This is a genomic window from Rhizobium halophilum (assembly GCF_021648825.1).
GTDB lineage: Bacteria > Pseudomonadota > Alphaproteobacteria > Rhizobiales > Rhizobiaceae > Neorhizobium > Neorhizobium halophilum.
This window is the reverse complement of the sequence record NZ_JAKJHS010000001.1, coordinates 280,708-295,429: the sequence shown is the minus strand read 5'-3', so window position 1 is coordinate 295,429 and position 14,722 is coordinate 280,708. Positions and strand designations below refer to the sequence as shown.

Sequence of the window (14,722 nt, the reverse complement as noted above, 5' to 3'; positions counted from 1 at the left end):
TGAACCTCAGCTCTGGCTCTGTTGCTGGCTGGCTGAAGGCTGGACCCTGACAGCCACATGTAGGTTTTCCGCGGCCGGGCCGATGCGCATGCCTGAGATGGGCGCTGCGTCGCGATAGCAGAGGCCGGATGCAATCCGGATATAGCGTTCGTCCGGGCAGATGTTGTTTGCTGCATCGAACCCCACCCATCCCAGGCCCGGCAGATACGCTTCGGCCCAGGCGTGCGTGGCAACCTGCTCGGCGACGTCCTCCATCAGCAGATAGCCGGACACATAGCGGGCTGGAATGCCGAGAGAGCGTGCCGCGCTGATGAAGATGTGCGCGTGATCCTGGCAGACGCCGCACTTCGCCTCGAGAGCCTCTTCCGCGGTCGTCGCGATGTCGGTGGTGCCCGGCATGTAAGCCACCTCTTGGTGAATGACGTTCATCATCGCGTGCATGCGCGTCAGGTCGTTGTCGGCCGGAAGAGATCTCGCGATGCCCCGCACCAGCCGTCCGGCGTGGGTGCGCGGCGTGTCCCGCAGGAACAGCCATAGCGGGCAAAAGCCCTGGTGGGGTCCAAACACGCCCGCCGCGTCAAGGGTTTCCACTTCCCCGCGGGCCACGATTTTGATTGTATGTTCGGGTCCTTCCACGGACACAAGTTCGACGCGGTTGCCGTATTGGTCGGTGTAACCAGTCTCTACCTTTGCACCGTCAACAGTGAGTTCCCAGTCCAGCACCGTCTGCGTCGGCCCATTGGTCGGCGTCAGCCGCAGGCGCTGGAGCGCATAGACCACCGGTCGGTCATAGGCGTATTCTGTCGTGTGGGTAATGTTCAGCCGCATGGGTCGGGTCCTATTGGTCGAAGCGATAGCCCTCAGAGATTTCCGCACCTAGACGGTTGTTCCGGCTGACGAACTCATCGAGAAACTCATGTAGCCCCTGGTCCATGATCTCGCTGATGTTGCCGCACTTGAGAGTTGCCTGGATGGACTCGGCTGTTTCGATCGCCTGCGGCCGCATTGCGTAGTCCCCTTCGAGGTGATGCAGGTTGCTGACGATCTTGTCATAGCTGTAGGCAAGCGACCGCGGCATCTGCACGTTCAAGATCAGGAAGTCGGCGATGTTTGCGGGGCGATACTCCCCGTCATAGACCCAACCGTAAGATCGGTGCGCCGAGACCGACCGCAGGATCGATTCCCACTGCATGTTGTCGAGGGCGGATCCAACCTGGCTGACGGCCGGCAGCAGAACATAGTATTTGACGTCGAGGATTCGGCTGGTGTTGTCGGCCCGCTCGATGAAGGTGCCGATGCGGGAGAAATTGTAGATCTCGTTCCTGAGCATTGAGCCGTGGAAGGCGCCGCGGATCAGGCCGCAGCGATGCTTGATGACGTCGATCAGTTCCGGCAGATCCGCTGACTTGAGCCGCCGGGCGAGCCGCGCCTTGAGGTCGATCCAGCATTCATTGGTCGCCTCCCAGGTTTCCCGGGTCAAGGCTGTGCGGACCATGCGGGCATTGTTGCGTCCGGCGTCGATGCAGGACATCACACTGGAGGGATTGTGGCTGTCGCGAAGGAGGTAGTCGATGGCATCGGATGCCGTCACCTTGTCGTGGATCTGGGCGTAGGCCTGCCGCGCGCCGGCGCTTTGCAGCACCCCCTCCCAATCATCGTCGCCGCTGTCGGCGCGAGTCAGGGAAACGCGCAGTCCAACGTCCACCAGCCGGGCGATGTTCTCGGCCCGCTCGATATAACGGAACATCCAGTAAAGGCCGTTGGCGGTTCTGCCGAGAAGCATCGCTCAGTCCTCCAATACCCAGGTGTCCTTCGTGCCCCCGCCCTGGCTGGAATTGACCACCAGCGAGCCCTGCTTCAGCGCCACCCGGGTCAGCCCGCCCGGAATGATGGTCACCTTGTCGGAGACCAGCACGTAGGGCCTCAGATCCACGTGCCGGGGGGCGATCCCCTTATTGACGAAAATGGGGACCGTGGAGAGCGAGAGCGTCGGCTGGGCGATGTAGTTCGCGGGCCTGGCCTTCAGTTTGGCTGCGAACTCGGTGCGCTCCTTCTTGGTCGCTGTCGGGCCGACCAGCATTCCATAGCCGCCGGAGCCATGGACTTCCTTCACTACCAGTTCATCGAGGTGCTCGATGACATAGGCGCAGCTCTCCGGTTCCGAGCAACGCCACGTGGGCACGTTCTCCAGCATCGCCTTGCGGCCCGTGTAGAACTCGACGATCTCCGGCATGTAGGAATAGATCGCCTTGTCATCCGCGATCCCCGTCCCCGGCGCGTTGGCAATAGTGATGTTGCCGGCCCGGTAGACATCCATGATGCCCGGAACGCCCAGCGCGGAGTCGGGCCGGAAGGTGAGGGGGTCGAGAAAGTCGTCGTCGACGCGTCGGTAAAGCACGTCGATCGCTTCGTAGCCTCGGGTGGTGCGCATCTTCACCCGGCCGTCGATCACCCGAAGATCCGAGCCCTCGACCAGTTCCACGCCCATGGTGTCGGCAAGGAAGGCGTGCTCGTAATAGGCGGAGTTGTAGATGCCGGGGGTCAGCACCGCGACGCGCGGCTTGCCCGTGCAGCCTTTCGGCGCCAGCGAGGCGAGCGACTGGCGCAGGAGATAGGGATAATTCTCAACCCGCCGCACCTTGATGCGGGTGAACAGGTCCGGGAACATCTGCATCATCGTCTCCCGGTTCTCCAGCATGTAGCTGACCCCGGAAGGCGTGCGTGCATTATCCTCGAGCACGTAGAACTGGTCCTCGCCGGTGCGCACGATATCGGTGCCGACGATATGAGTGTAGACGCCGCCGGGCGGCTTGAAGCCGATCATCTCCGGCAGGAAGGTCTTGTTCCGCTCGATCAGTTCGCGCGGGATCCGGCCCGCCCGAATGATCTCCTGCTTGTGGTAGATGTCGTCGAGGAAGGCGTTCAATGCCAGGACGCGTTGCTCGATTCCCTGGGCGAGCCTGCGCCATTCGCGGGCGGAGATGATCCTTGGAATGATGTCGAAGGGAATCAGCTTCTCGGAGGAATCGGCGTGGCCGTAGACTGCGAAGGTGATTCCAGTCTTGCGGAAGATGTTTTCCGCGTCCCTTGTCTTCTGGAGGAGATGTGCCGGATCCTGGCTCGAATACCACGCATCGTAGGCGTCGTAGGGTGGTCGCGGACGGCTGTCCGCAGTCAGCATCTCGTCAAAGCCCAACGGCAGGTTCCCCATTTTTTAGCCATTTGAATACAAGCTCTTCGGTTATGCAAGAAGCATGCTAGCTGCGACCGCCCCTTAACGGCGGGGCTCCGGTTCGCCCTGCGCCTCCCGGTCCGTCGGATTGCATTTCTTTTGTGCAGGATTGGCTGAGGCCGGCATTCGAACTGCTTCGCCCTCTTTGCTCGTCAGCGGGATTGACTGCTCCTGTCAGTTTTTCTGCTTTGACGTTGATGTATACGGTGTCTAGGTACGTCCATCTCCGCTCTTGCCGATGGCCGGAACCGTTACATGCTCGATCGCCTGGCTCCGGCCCTCTTCGTCCTTCTCTGGTCTACTGGCTGGCTGGTTGCGAAGTTCGCCGTAGCACATGCGGACCCTCTTACCTTCATGGCCGCCCGGCATGCGCTGGCTGCGGTCGCCTTCACCGGCCTCTGTTTCGTCGCCGGTGCAAGATGGCCGCGCCAGCGGACGGCCATCCTGCACGGCATGGTCTCTGGCGTCTTCCTGCACGGACTCTATCTCGCTGGTGTCTGGTGGGCGATCGGCCAGGGGGTGCCGGCGGGACTTTCGGGGATCATCGCGGGCCTTCAGCCCCTTCTCACGGCCGCGCTGGCGCCGCTTCTGATCAGCGAGAGGCTGCGGCCGCGCCAGAAGATCGGCATCGTCGTGGGGTTCATCGGCATCCTGATCGCGATCTCTCCCCAGCTTCTCGACACCATGGAGAACGGACTTTCTGGCCTCGGCTTCCCGGTGATGATCAACCTCGCGGCGATGTTTTCCGTCACCTACGGTACGCTCTATCAGAAGAGGCACCTGCAACAGGGGGATCTTTTGAGCATCGCCGTATTGCAGTTCATCGGCGCCTTCCTCGTCACTCTGCCGCTGGCGCTCCTCATCGAGGACCTGCGCTTTGACTGGACCGGTGACGCGATCTTCGCCATGGCCTGGTCCGTCTTCGGCATTTCCATGGGAGCGGTCGGCCTGCTTCTCTACCTGATCCGACGGGGTCAGGTGTCCCGCGCCGCTTCGCTGATCTACCTGATGCCGCCGGTTGTCGCGATCGAGGCTCTGTTCCTTTTCGGTGAGCCGCTGACGCTGCCAATGATCGTCGGCACCGTGATCGTCGTCGCCGGTGTCTACATGGTGAACCGTAAGGCTCAAACGAAAACGGCGGGCATCGAGCCCGCCGTTTGATCATTCCATAGTTGGCCTTCAAGCCGGCCGCTTGCGGCCTTCGTTACCGCCGAACTTCACTGGGCCGGCGTTGCCGCTGCCCTTGTGAGCAGGACGGCCGTGGCCGTTGCGATTGCGCTGGTTTGCGCTCTCGTGGGCACCGTGGGCTGCCGGGGCATTGCCCTTGCGGTGGTCCTTGCGGGCCGGCCGGTTGGCCTGAGGCTGGTTGCCTCGCTCCTGGCCATCGCCGCGGCCTTCCCCGCCTTCCGACTGGAAGAAGGGCTTGCGGGCCGGGCGCTCACGGCGCGGTGGACGTCCTTCGCCGCCGGGGCCATTGCCGCCACGACTGCGATTGCCGCCGCGGTTGTTGTTGCCCCTGGCCGGACGGTTGGCGTTTTGCGGGCGCTCGCCGGACGCCGTGGTGATCTCTATCCCCATCAGCTTCTCGATGTCACGCAGCAGGCCCGTCTCGTCCGGCGTGCAAAAGGCGATGGCAATGCCATCGCGACCGGCGCGCGCAGTTCGGCCGATGCGGTGCACATAGGCGTCCGGAACCTCTGGAAGATCGTAGTTGAAGACGTGCGTGACGCCGGGGATGTCGATGCCGCGCGCCGCAACGTCGGTGGCAATCAGCGTCTGGATCTCGCCGTCGCGGAAGCCCTTCAACGCCCGCTCGCGCTGGCCCTGGCTCTTGTTGCCGTGGATGGAGGCAACGGAGTAACCGACCTGGTCGAGATGCTTCATCAGCTTCTCGGCGGTGTGCTTGGTGCGCATGAAGACAATCGCGCGACCATCCGGATTTGCCGTCAGCGTCTGCTTCAGGAGCTCCGTCTTGTCGTTCTTTCCGCCGAGGAAGTGGACATACTGCTCCACCTTGTCGGCCGCCTTGCCGGGAGGCGTCACGGACACCTGGATCGGATCCGTCAGGTACTCGCCAGCCAGTTCTGCAATCGCCTTCGGCATGGTTGCCGAGAAGAGCAGCGTCTGGCGCTTCTTCGGCACCATCTTGGAAATCTTGCGCAGGTCGTGGATGAAGCCGAGGTCGAGCATCTGGTCGGCTTCGTCAAGGACGAGGTAGCGGACGGTGGTCAGCCCGATCGCCTTGCGGGCAACGAGGTCCAGGAGGCGGCCAGGCGTCGCCACGAGGATGTCGGTGCCCTTCTCCAGCATCTGCTGCTGTTTGTTGATCGACGCACCGCCGACGACGGAATTGATCTTCAACGGAATGCCGCGGACATAGCTCTTCAGGTTGACAGCGATCTGGTTCACCAGTTCGCGGGTCGGAGCAAGGATCAACGTGCGGGTTGTACGGTTGTCGGGACGCTTCGGGTCCTTCGACAGCATCTCGATCAGCGGCAGGCCGAAGGCGGCCGTCTTGCCGGTGCCCGTCTGGGCGAGACCGATCAGGTCGCGGCCCTGAAGAAGATGGGGGATAGCCTCAGCCTGAATTGGCGTCGGGTTCTCGTAACCGAGGGCGGAAAGAGTGGTTACGAGCTGCTTGGCGAGGCCAAGCTCATGGAAGTTCGTCAAGTCGAATACCTTTTCGGGGCGCCAAAAGCGCACAACCGGCTACGGCACCATGCCGTCCGGTTTGCCCTTGGCGTCAAGAACCCCGCGTGAAATGGGAACTTGTGAGTTGGAAATTGCTTCCCAGCGCGTAAACCCTCGGGGGCGAGGGCGATCTGTCTGTGCGCCTTGTTCCTTCTTCGCGATCGGTTGTCGCAGGGCCAGCTCACGCGGCGGCCGGAAGGTGAAAGCTGAGCGTCATGTGGTGGATAAAGGGTCGGAAGTCAAGTGGCCAAAGAACGGCCTCAACGAAAGAGCCCACTTCCGGGTGGGAAATGGGCTCTTGAATGGCATTTGGCGTCTCGCCTAGTAGCAGACGCGAGCGCGGTACGCTTCGCCCCATTCATTCTCCACCCACTCGAAGTGGCAGCGCGGGGCGGTACGGTAATAGGTGCGGCGGTATACCGGCGGCGGCGGCGGCGCATATTCATAGGCCGGCTCGACATAAACCGGGCGCGGCTGAGAAGCGATTGCGCCTCCGATGAGGCCGCCGGCAAGACCGGCTGCGACACCCACCCAGACGTCATCATTGTGGTGGTGGCGTCCGCCAGCCTGTGCCGCAGGTGCCGTCGCTGGGAGTGCTCCGGCTGTCGACAAGGCAATCAGACCTGCAGTCGTTATCTTCTTGAGCATTGCCATCCTCTTGTTCCTTTCCCTTTCCAGGGCACTTCCGGAGTTTCCGATTGGATGCAGGCATATTGATGGAACGCCAATGAATGCAGGCTGAACGGCGCGCTGCAGATTGGCCCTCCTGCAGTTGAAGAAGCTGAAGCGCGCTGCAGCTTTCGCGAGAACTGCGGCCTGTTTCGGGCGCTTGCGTGGCGAAAGATGGACGAAGCTGTTGCAGCTCCCCGAGCCATCTCGTCCGGTCGCGTCACCCTGCCCGACAGGGAGAACACCTCGTGCTCAAGGAGTTGTTAACGCTCGCTATGGTGTTATTCGCGAATCGAACACAACAAAGTCGCTGCGGCAGCCGCCGACGCGGTTGGAGCGGAAGACGGTGGAGATGCAGGGTCAACTCCTGAGCATGGCCTGCGCGCGGATCGATGATCTGCGCGATCCTGCGTTCATCAAGGACAGCTCGCTCACCTACGTCGCCGTCAATGCCAGCTACGCAGCTCTGCTTGATGTCAAACCGGATGACCTGCTCGGGCGGCCAAGTCATACGGGCAACACTTTGTCGTGCGAGCAGGAACGCCGGGACAAGGAGTGCCGCGCGCTCATCTTCGGGACGGAAGAAACGGTGCGCTTCGCAGAGGCGGGTGTGGCGCACGAATACGATATCGCGATCGAGCGCTTCGTCACCGAAGATGACCAGACCTTCATCTTCGGTCGCTTCATGCCGGTGGAGGAGACGGATCACCTGGCGCAGGTGATCGCACCGCCAGGGGAGGGGAAAAATATGCAAGGAAACGCAGGCAGCCAGCAGCAGGATCTGCAGCTCGAGGATGCGCTCGACCTTCTCGACGTGGGCATCGGCATCTACGATGAGACCAACGCGCTGATCTACCATAATGCGCAGCTTGCGGAATTCTTCGACACCTTTGGGGTCTCGCTCCGGCACGGCCTCAAGTTCGAACAGATCGCCGAGGAAACCTACGAGAAGGGCCTGAAAGCCAGTCCGCGCTCTGCCGGGCGAGCCCTTCCCGACAAATCGGCCTGGGTGCAGGAGCGGCTCAGGACCTTCGCGCAGCCATACTCGGAAACGGTCGAGCAACTGCTTGACGGTCGCTGGTTGAAGAGCATCAACAAGCGATTGGACAACGGTCTGGTCATCGCTTTGCGCTCCGACGTAACCGACTTCAAGGAGCAGGAGCATCTTTTGCGCAAGAACATCGGTGATGCCGAGCTCCTGCGCGCCGTGCTCGAGGGCCTGCCGGTTGCCGTCTTCATGCGTGATAGTCAACAGCGGCTGCAGTTCGTCAATTCCGCCTATGAGGAAATGTTCGGCGACAAGCGCGAGAACATTCTCGGCAAGACGGATGCAGAGATGTTTCCGTGGAAAGCCGAGCGTAGCAAGGAAGAAAACAGCCGGATCATCGCCGAAGGCGAGATCGTGGAGAAGGCAGAGGACAAGAGCTTCCCGGACGGTCGCGTTATCCCGGTGATGACACGCCAGATGCGGGTGGTTGATGCCGAAGGCGAGCCTCACCTGGTCGGATCGATCACCGACATCACGCCTTACAAGCAGGCGATGGAGCATGCCGAGAAGCTGCGCCAGGATATGCAGACCATCCTCGGCGGGATTCCCGTGGGGATTGCCATTCTCGATGGCGAGCTGAAGTTCGAATATACCAACCCGGCCTTTTACGGCTTTTGGGACGCCGGCGAACGGTTCGAACTGATCGGCCGGCCGTACCGCGATTTCCTCCAGGCCAATTTCGACAACGGGATCTATGCTCATACCGGCAAGAGCTTCGACGAGATCTATGCCCAGCGCATTGCGGATCTGACCCACGAGGGGGAGCAGCCGCCGATCGAAGTTCGCAGCGCCCAGGGGCGCATCATCCTCATCTCAGGCACCCGGCTGACCGGCGACAAGCTGCTGCTCAGCTATACCGATATCACGGCGATCCGCAGGCGTGATGAGGAGATGCGGGCAGCTCAACAGGCACTGGACCGCCAAGGCGCGCTCATGCGGGAGGCCACGAGCGCGATGTCGCAGGGGTTGCTCATCCTGCACGATGGCACGATCGTGTTCTCCAACAACGCGCTTCCGACGATGCTGGAGATACCGGAAGAACTCGGCAATCCCGGCGCGCAGTGGCGGGACGTCTTCCGGCACTGCGTCAAGCGCGGCGATCTGGGTCCATCCGATGAGGCAATGGAGACCCTGCGCGCCTGGGAAGAAAATGTCAGCCAGGGTAACTCCGTGGAGGCGACCTTCAAGATCGAAGGTCGCAAGTGGATACACGTCGAAGCCAACCTCAGCGGCAGCGATCACTGGCTCGCCGTCTTTACCGATGTCACTGATGTCAAGGAGCGCGAACAGGAACTGACACGTCTGGTCCAGCGGGCAGAGGCTGCGGATAAGGCAAAGTCGGAATTCCTCGCCAATATGAGCCATGAAATCCGCACACCGATGAACGGCGTGCTCGGGATGGCGGAACTGCTGGCGAAGTCCAACCTCGACACGCGGCAGAAGACCTTCATCGACATCATCGTCAAGTCCGGCAATGCGCTCTTGACGATCATCAACGACATCCTCGACTTCTCCAAGATCGACGCCGGACAAATGAAGCTGCGCAAGGCGCCCTTCGATCCGGTCGAGGCGATCGAGGACGTTGCGACGCTGCTTTCCTCCTCCGCTGCAGAGAAGGACATCGAACTGATTGTTCGCGGGGACGCCTCGGTCAAGGACACGGTGCTGGGAGATGCTGGCCGCTTCCGCCAGATCATCACCAACCTCGTCGGCAATGCGGTCAAGTTCACCGAAAAAGGGCACGTCTTCATCGACTTGCATTCCGAAGCCGTTGCCGAAGGCGAGATGATGCTGAGCGTGCGGATCGAAGACACCGGCCTCGGCATCCCGGAGGAGAAGCTGAACTCGGTCTTCGAAAAATTCTCCCAGGTGGACGCGTCCTCGACCCGCCGTCACGAGGGCACGGGCCTCGGCCTTGCCATCACGGCGGGGCTGGTCGATCTCTTCGGAGGGCACATCGATGTGGCAAGCGAGGTCGGCAGAGGCTCGGTGTTCACCGTTCATCTGCCCTTCCACGTCGTCAGTGAGCGCACCACGAACACGACGCTACCCGTCAATACGGCTGGCGCGCGGGTACTGGTCGTGGACGATAATGCCGTGAACCGGCGGATCCTGACCGAGCAACTCACCATGTGGGGCTTCGATACTGTCGCCGCCGACGGTGGCGCAGAGGGCCTTGCCGTGATGCGGGAGTGTCTTCGCCTTGGCATCACGATCGAGGCCGTTGTGCTCGATTATCACATGCCGGAGATGAACGGGCTGGACGTTGCCCGCCACATCCGCAGCGACCGGCGCCTGGACGAGGTCGGCATCATCTTCCTCACCTCGATGGACATGGCTGGCGACGAGGCGACCTTTGCCGCTCTCAATGTACAGGCTCACCTGATGAAGCCGGCGCGGGCAAACCTCTTGCGGGCGACGGTGATCGAGGTGGTGCGCTCGGTTCGGATCAAGCGGCAGACGGCGGTCCCGATGAAAGCGCCTACAGTCGAGCCAATCGTCGCCGTTGTCCCTGAACCGGCCTTGCCTGGCGCGCCCGTTTCGACACCCGCCGTCCGCTCGCTGCCGTCCCTTGACGTGCTGGTGGCGGAAGACAATGAGGTCAACCAGATCGTTTTCACGCAGATCCTGCAGGGGACCGGCTGGCGCTTCGAGATCGTCGAGAATGGCGCCAAGGCCGTAGATACTTGGCAGCAGATGGATCCTTCTCTGATCCTGATGGACGTTTCGATGCCGGTGATGAACGGTCATCAGGCAACCCAGAAGATCCGCGAACTGGAAAAGCAGACCGGCGGCCATGTCCCAATCATCGGTGTGACGGCACACGCACTGGAAAGCGACAAGGAGCTCTGCATTGCTGCCGGCATGGACGATTATATGTCCAAGCCGATCAGTCCCGAACTCCTGGAGCAGAAGATCAAGGCATGGCTGGGGGAGACCGCTCCCTCTAGATCATCTCTCTAGATCCCTTCTGTCCGCACAGCATCTCGCGTTTGCCGGCGAAGCCCGGCCTGCGCTCCACCTCAAAGCCTGCCGCCTGTAGGTTTCGCCGCACGAAGCCGGCGGCGGCATAGGTGGCGAAGCTGCCCCCGGTGAGCGTCTTGTCGTAGACCGTCCGCATCAGTTCCGGCGACCACATGTCCGGATTGCGAGACGGTGCGAAGCCATCGAGGAACCATGTGTCGAAGTCGCCTGGTTCGCCAACGACGCCCTCAAGCGCGGGCCCGACGACAACCGTCAGCCGCGTCTGTTCGTCGGCAACAATCTCCACCCGTCCCTGCGGGTCCGCCGGCCAGGCCTCGACCAAGGCCTGTCGCTCATCGTCGATCTCCGACCAGTGCGAAAGTGCGCGGTCGATCTCCTGAGCCCGCATCGGGTAAAGCTCGAAGGACGTGAAGTGGAGGGTGGCGCCGGTCTTCCGGTTGAGCTTCCATTGCCGCCAGGTCTCGCAGAAGTTCAACCCCGTGCCGAAGCCGAGTTCGCCGATGCGGAATTCGCCGCCCGCTTCCCACCGGTCCGGCAGGCCGTTGCCGGCAAGAAAGACGTGGCCGCATTCGAGCCGCCCGTCGCTGCGGCAATAAAAGTGGTCGCCAAATTGGGTGGAAAAAGGCATATCGCCCTCATGCCACTGAAGGCCTTCGCCACCATTCTCGGAAATCTCGTCGCTCATGACCTCAGCCGATAGTCCCGCCGGCCGGGCCGGTCAATCGCTTCCCTCGCAGAAGGACCTCGTCATTATCGGCGGCGGCATCATGGGCCTCTGGGCAGCGCTGAAAGCCGACCGCCTGGGCATCCCGACGTTGCTGCTGGAAGCGGACCGGATTGCCAGCGGTGCAAGCGGAGGTCTGCTCGGCGCGCTGATGCCGCATGTGCCGGACAGGTGGAACGACAAGAAGCAGTTCCAGTTCGACGCGCTTATTTCCCTGGAGGTGGAGATTGCGCAGTTGGAGGCCGAAACCGATCGATCCTGCGGCTATCGCCGCTCGGGCCGGCTGATCCCGTTACCAAAGCCGCATCTGCGCGACATCGCGCTGCGTCACAGCGAGGAGGCGAAAGCGAACTGGGGCGGTGACGGTCGCGCCTTCGAATGGAACGTGCTGGATGCATCGGAGAGCTTCGGTCTCGATCCCGCCTTTGCCGAAGCGGGCGTGGTTCACGAGACGCTCGCCGGCCGCGTCTCTCCTCGCATGCTGATGTCGGTTCTGGCGGAGCGCCTGCGAGCATCGCGGCATGTGACGGTGGCCGAAGGAGCACCGGTCGCTCGCGTTGAACCGGAGCAGAAACGCGTGGTGATGAAGGGTGGCGTCGAGATCTCCTTCGGCCACTGCGTGGTCGCGGCAGGACCTTCGTCATTTCCCCTCCTGGATAGGGTCGGCGGGCCGTTGCCGCGATCGCTCGGCCGCCCGGTCAAGGGACAGGCGGCACTCCTCAAGGCAAACATGGACCCGGCACACCCGATCATCTTCCTCAACGGCCTCTATGTCGTCCCGCACGACGACGGAATGGTGGCGATCGGCAGCACCAGCGAGGAGGAATTCGAGGCTCCGTTTGCGACAGATGAGAAGCTGGACGACCTGCTGGAGCGCGCGCGCCAGCTGGTTCCGGCCCTAAGGCAAGCCGAGGTCGTCGGACGTTGGGCGGGCCTTCGCCCAAAGGCGATCGGCCGCGAACCCATGGTCGGGCCGCATCCCGATCACCCTGACCTGATCGCGTTGACCGGCGGTTTCAAGGTCAGCTTCGGCATCGCTCACCGGCTCGCCGATGCTGCCCTGTCGGCCATGGTAGGACGGCCGATGGACGTCCCGGCCTCTTTCACCTTTGCCAGTCATCTGGCGCTTGCGAAACAGCCGGCGTGAGGCGGGCCGGTGGCTGAGAATTCCGTCTCGACAGCGGCGAACCGGCTGGCTACCGTCACCACCATGTTTCACAAGGTGATTTGATGTCCGTGAACGATTACCCCCGCAATCTCGTCGGCTACGGCCGCAACCCGCCCGATCCGAAGTGGCCAGGCGGCGCTCATGTCGCCGTCCAGTTCGTCATCAACTACGAGGAGGGGGGCGAGAGCAGTATTCTCGATGGCGATCCGGCCTCGGAAAATCTCCTGTCCGAAATTGTCGGCGCCGCCCCTTGGCCCGGCCAGCGCAACCTCAACATGGAATCGATCTACGAATACGGCTCGCGTGCCGGCTTCTGGCGCTTGTGGCGGATGTTTACCGAGCTCAAGGTGCAGACGACGGTCTACGGCGTGACACTTGCCATGGCGCGCAACCCGGAAGCGGTCGCGGCGATGAAAGAGGCAGGCTGGGAAATCGCCAGCCACGGCTACCGCTGGCTGGAATACAAGGATTTTTCGCTCGAGAAGGAGCGCGAGCACATCCGGGAGGCCGTGCGCCTGCACACGGAACTGACGGGCGAGCGTCCGTACGGCATGTACCAGGGCAAGCCGTCCGTCAACACGCTGCGGCTGGTCATGGAGGAGGGCGGCTTCCTCTATTCGTCCGATTCCTACGCGGACGACCTGCCCTATTGGGTGCCGGGTCTCGACGGGAAGCCATTCCTGATCATCCCCTACACGCTGGAAACCAACGACATGCGCTTTGCTACGCCGCAGGGCTTTAACTCCGGCGACCAGTTCTTCGCGTACCTGAAGGATGCGTTCGACGTGCTCTACCAGGAGGGCAGGGAAGGCGCGCCGAAGATGATGTCCGTCGGCCTGCACTGCCGCCTCGTCGGGCGCCCCGGCCGCGCCGCCGCGCTTCGCCGCTTCATCGAATACATCCTGTCCCACGAGAAGGTGTGGATCCCGCAGCGGATCGAGATCGCTCGTCACTGGCACGACCATCATCAGCCGGGAGAGGGCGCATGACCGCGCGAGAGGACTTCATCGCCCGCTTCGGCGGCGTCTTCGAACATTCGCCCTTCATTGCCGAGCGTGCCTATGACAGCGGCATGATCTTCGTGCCGCTGACCGCAAAGGGCGTCCATGAAGCGATGGTGAGCGTGTTCCGGCAGGCAAGCCGCGAGGAACGGCTTGGCGTGCTGCGGGCTCATCCCGATCTCGCCGGCAAGCTTGCCATCGCCGGCGAGCTGACGGAGGACAGCCGCAACGAGCAGGCGGGCGCCGGCCTCGACCGACTGACCCCGCAGGAGCACGCCCGCTTCACCGAGCTCAACACCGCCTATACCGAAAAGTTCGGCTTTCCCTTCATCATCGCCGTCAAGGGTCTCGACAAGCACGAGATCCTCGAGGCCTTTGAGAGGCGGATTCACAATAGTCCCGAGCAGGAGTTCGAAACCGCAGCCGCCCAAGTGGAGCGCATTGCGAGCCTTCGTCTGGCAGCGCTTCTGCCGGAGGGGTAAGGCGGCATGTTCTTTCCAGCCTGTCTGCGATCGCCTATATTCACGGCATCAGGAGTGACTTGACCATGAGACCTTCCGAGGTGCTGGAGCAGAACAGGGAAGCGATCCGCGCTGCAACGGCCCGTCATAAGGCGGCCAATCCGCGTGTTTTCGGTTCTGTTGCACGGGGTGAGGGCCGACCGGACAGCGATCTCGACATTCTGATCGATGCTCTGCCCGGCATGACCTTGTTCGATCTCGGGGGGCTTCAAGCCGAGATGGAGGATCTGCTGCCTTGCAGGGTCGACGTGGTCACGGCCAGCGGCCTGAAGGCGCGGATGCGCGACCGGGTTCTTGCCGAAGCGCGCACCATATGACACCGGAAGAACGCCTGCTCGATAACCTTATCGATATGGAGGAGGCGGCGCGAGAGGCGATCGATTTCCTCGAGGAGGTGAGCTTGGAGGCATTCGAGCAGGATCTCTTGCGTCAGCGTGCGGTGGCGATGACCTTCGTTTTAATCGCGACCGCCGCTGCACGTATCCAGACGTTGTTTCCGGACATCGCGTCTGAGCAACCGGAGATCGCCTGGAGCAAGATCCGGCGTATGCGCAACCTCGTGGTTCACCAATATGACCGGCTGGATTTCCGTATCCTATGGGAGACTGTGCAGTGCGACCTGCCGAAGCTTGTCCGACAGATCGACCAACTCCGTCACCCGCATATCCAGGGAGAATGATGCC

The 14,722-nt window shown here is 62.2% G+C and carries 13 protein-coding genes; 7 read left to right on the top strand and 6 right to left on the bottom strand.

The annotated features are described in order from the left end of the window. Window positions 1-6 precede the first annotated feature (6 nt). The 3 genes from LXM96_RS01530 to LXM96_RS01520 are packed head-to-tail and all read right to left on the bottom strand — an operon-like array spanning window position 7 to window position 3,196. Window positions 7-828, bottom strand: a complete 822-nt coding sequence (locus LXM96_RS01530) for a transglutaminase family protein (RefSeq protein WP_239996475.1) — start codon at window positions 826-828, stop codon at window positions 7-9. A gap of 10 nt (window positions 829-838) precedes the next feature. Continuing rightward, window positions 839-1,783: an alpha-E domain-containing protein gene (locus LXM96_RS01525; protein ID WP_239996473.1), complete on the bottom strand. Its 945-nt coding sequence runs from the start codon at window positions 1,781-1,783 to the stop codon at window positions 839-841. Between the two features lie 3 nt (window positions 1,784-1,786). Continuing rightward, window positions 1,787-3,196 (bottom strand): circularly permuted type 2 ATP-grasp protein, encoded by a 1,410-nt coding sequence (locus LXM96_RS01520; RefSeq protein ID WP_239997176.1) that lies wholly within the window; start codon window positions 3,194-3,196, stop codon window positions 1,787-1,789. Between the two features lie 291 nt (window positions 3,197-3,487). Here LXM96_RS01520 and LXM96_RS01515 point away from each other — a divergent pair, with 291 nt between their 5' ends. After that, window positions 3,488-4,393 (top strand): DMT family transporter, encoded by a 906-nt coding sequence (locus LXM96_RS01515; protein ID WP_239996472.1) that lies wholly within the window; start codon window positions 3,488-3,490, stop codon window positions 4,391-4,393. 18 nt (window positions 4,394-4,411) lie between these two features. On the opposite strand, the gene LXM96_RS01510 is transcribed toward LXM96_RS01515, so the two are convergent. Both LXM96_RS01510 and LXM96_RS01505 read right to left on the bottom strand, forming a co-directional pair. Continuing rightward, window positions 4,412-5,902: a DEAD/DEAH box helicase gene (locus LXM96_RS01510; protein ID WP_239996470.1), complete on the bottom strand. Its 1,491-nt coding sequence runs from the start codon at window positions 5,900-5,902 to the stop codon at window positions 4,412-4,414. 342 nt (window positions 5,903-6,244) lie between these two features. Beyond that, window positions 6,245-6,571 (bottom strand): hypothetical protein, encoded by a 327-nt coding sequence (locus LXM96_RS01505; protein WP_239996468.1) that lies wholly within the window; start codon window positions 6,569-6,571, stop codon window positions 6,245-6,247. Window positions 6,572-6,944: 373 nt separating this feature from the next. Here LXM96_RS01505 and LXM96_RS01500 point away from each other — a divergent pair, with 373 nt between their 5' ends. Next, complete coding sequence (locus LXM96_RS01500) at window positions 6,945-10,604, top strand: PAS-domain containing protein (protein ID WP_239996467.1); 3,660 nt, start codon at window positions 6,945-6,947, stop codon at window positions 10,602-10,604. On the opposite strand, the gene mnmD is transcribed toward LXM96_RS01500, so the two are convergent. After that, window positions 10,588-11,310 carry a tRNA (5-methylaminomethyl-2-thiouridine)(34)-methyltransferase MnmD gene (gene mnmD / locus LXM96_RS01495; protein WP_239996466.1) on the bottom strand — a complete coding sequence of 241 codons (723 nt, stop codon included), beginning with the start codon at window positions 11,308-11,310 and terminating at the stop codon, window positions 10,588-10,590. The genes LXM96_RS01500 and mnmD overlap by 17 nt on opposite strands. Here mnmD and LXM96_RS01490 point away from each other — a divergent pair. The 5 genes from LXM96_RS01490 (at window position 11,309) to LXM96_RS01470 (ending at window position 14,718) form a co-directional block, all read left to right on the top strand. Next, entirely contained in the window at window positions 11,309-12,496 is a 1,188-nt protein-coding gene (locus LXM96_RS01490; RefSeq protein ID WP_239996464.1) for an NAD(P)/FAD-dependent oxidoreductase, read from the top strand. The two genes, mnmD and LXM96_RS01490, sit on opposite strands and share 2 nt — an antisense overlap. 83 nt (window positions 12,497-12,579) lie before the next feature. After that, entirely contained in the window at window positions 12,580-13,506 is a 927-nt protein-coding gene (puuE, locus tag LXM96_RS01485; RefSeq protein ID WP_239996463.1) for an allantoinase PuuE, read from the top strand. Continuing rightward, the gene (gene uraD, locus LXM96_RS01480) at window positions 13,503-14,000 is read left to right on the top strand and encodes a 2-oxo-4-hydroxy-4-carboxy-5-ureidoimidazoline decarboxylase (protein ID WP_239996461.1); all 498 of its coding nucleotides are present in this window, start codon (window positions 13,503-13,505) and stop codon (window positions 13,998-14,000) included. The genes puuE and uraD overlap by 4 nt, the downstream gene beginning before the upstream one ends. A 65-nt stretch (window positions 14,001-14,065) precedes the next feature. Beyond that, window positions 14,066-14,356, top strand: coding sequence for a nucleotidyltransferase family protein (locus tag LXM96_RS01475; protein WP_239996459.1), 291 nt, complete (start codon window positions 14,066-14,068; stop codon window positions 14,354-14,356). Next, window positions 14,353-14,718 (top strand): HepT-like ribonuclease domain-containing protein, encoded by a 366-nt coding sequence (locus LXM96_RS01470; protein WP_239996457.1) that lies wholly within the window; start codon window positions 14,353-14,355, stop codon window positions 14,716-14,718. The genes LXM96_RS01475 and LXM96_RS01470 overlap by 4 nt, the downstream gene beginning before the upstream one ends. Window positions 14,719-14,722 lie beyond the last annotated feature (4 nt).

What these genes read in the sequence shown, in the direction of transcription:
- LXM96_RS01530 (WP_239996475.1), bottom strand. Translation starts at nt 828, where the DNA reads ATGCGGCTGAACATTACCCACACGACAGAATACGCCTATGACCGACCG.
- LXM96_RS01525 (WP_239996473.1), bottom strand. Translation starts at nt 1,783, where the DNA reads ATGCTTCTCGGCAGAACCGCCAACGGCCTTTACTGGATGTTCCGTTAT.
- LXM96_RS01515 (WP_239996472.1), top strand. Translation starts at nt 3,488, where the DNA reads ATGCTCGATCGCCTGGCTCCGGCCCTCTTCGTCCTTCTCTGGTCTACT.
- LXM96_RS01505 (WP_239996468.1), bottom strand. Translation starts at nt 6,571, where the DNA reads ATGCTCAAGAAGATAACGACTGCAGGTCTGATTGCCTTGTCGACAGCC.
- LXM96_RS01500 (WP_239996467.1), top strand. Translation starts at nt 6,945, where the DNA reads ATGCAGGGTCAACTCCTGAGCATGGCCTGCGCGCGGATCGATGATCTG.
- LXM96_RS01490 (WP_239996464.1), top strand. Translation starts at nt 11,309, where the DNA reads ATGACCTCAGCCGATAGTCCCGCCGGCCGGGCCGGTCAATCGCTTCCC.
- mnmD (WP_239996466.1), bottom strand. Translation starts at nt 11,310, where the DNA reads ATGAGCGACGAGATTTCCGAGAATGGTGGCGAAGGCCTTCAGTGGCAT.
- puuE (WP_239996463.1), top strand. Translation starts at nt 12,580, where the DNA reads ATGTCCGTGAACGATTACCCCCGCAATCTCGTCGGCTACGGCCGCAAC.
- uraD (WP_239996461.1), top strand. Translation starts at nt 13,503, where the DNA reads ATGACCGCGCGAGAGGACTTCATCGCCCGCTTCGGCGGCGTCTTCGAA.
- LXM96_RS01475 (WP_239996459.1), top strand. Translation starts at nt 14,066, where the DNA reads ATGAGACCTTCCGAGGTGCTGGAGCAGAACAGGGAAGCGATCCGCGCT.
- LXM96_RS01470 (WP_239996457.1), top strand. Translation starts at nt 14,353, where the DNA reads ATGACACCGGAAGAACGCCTGCTCGATAACCTTATCGATATGGAGGAG.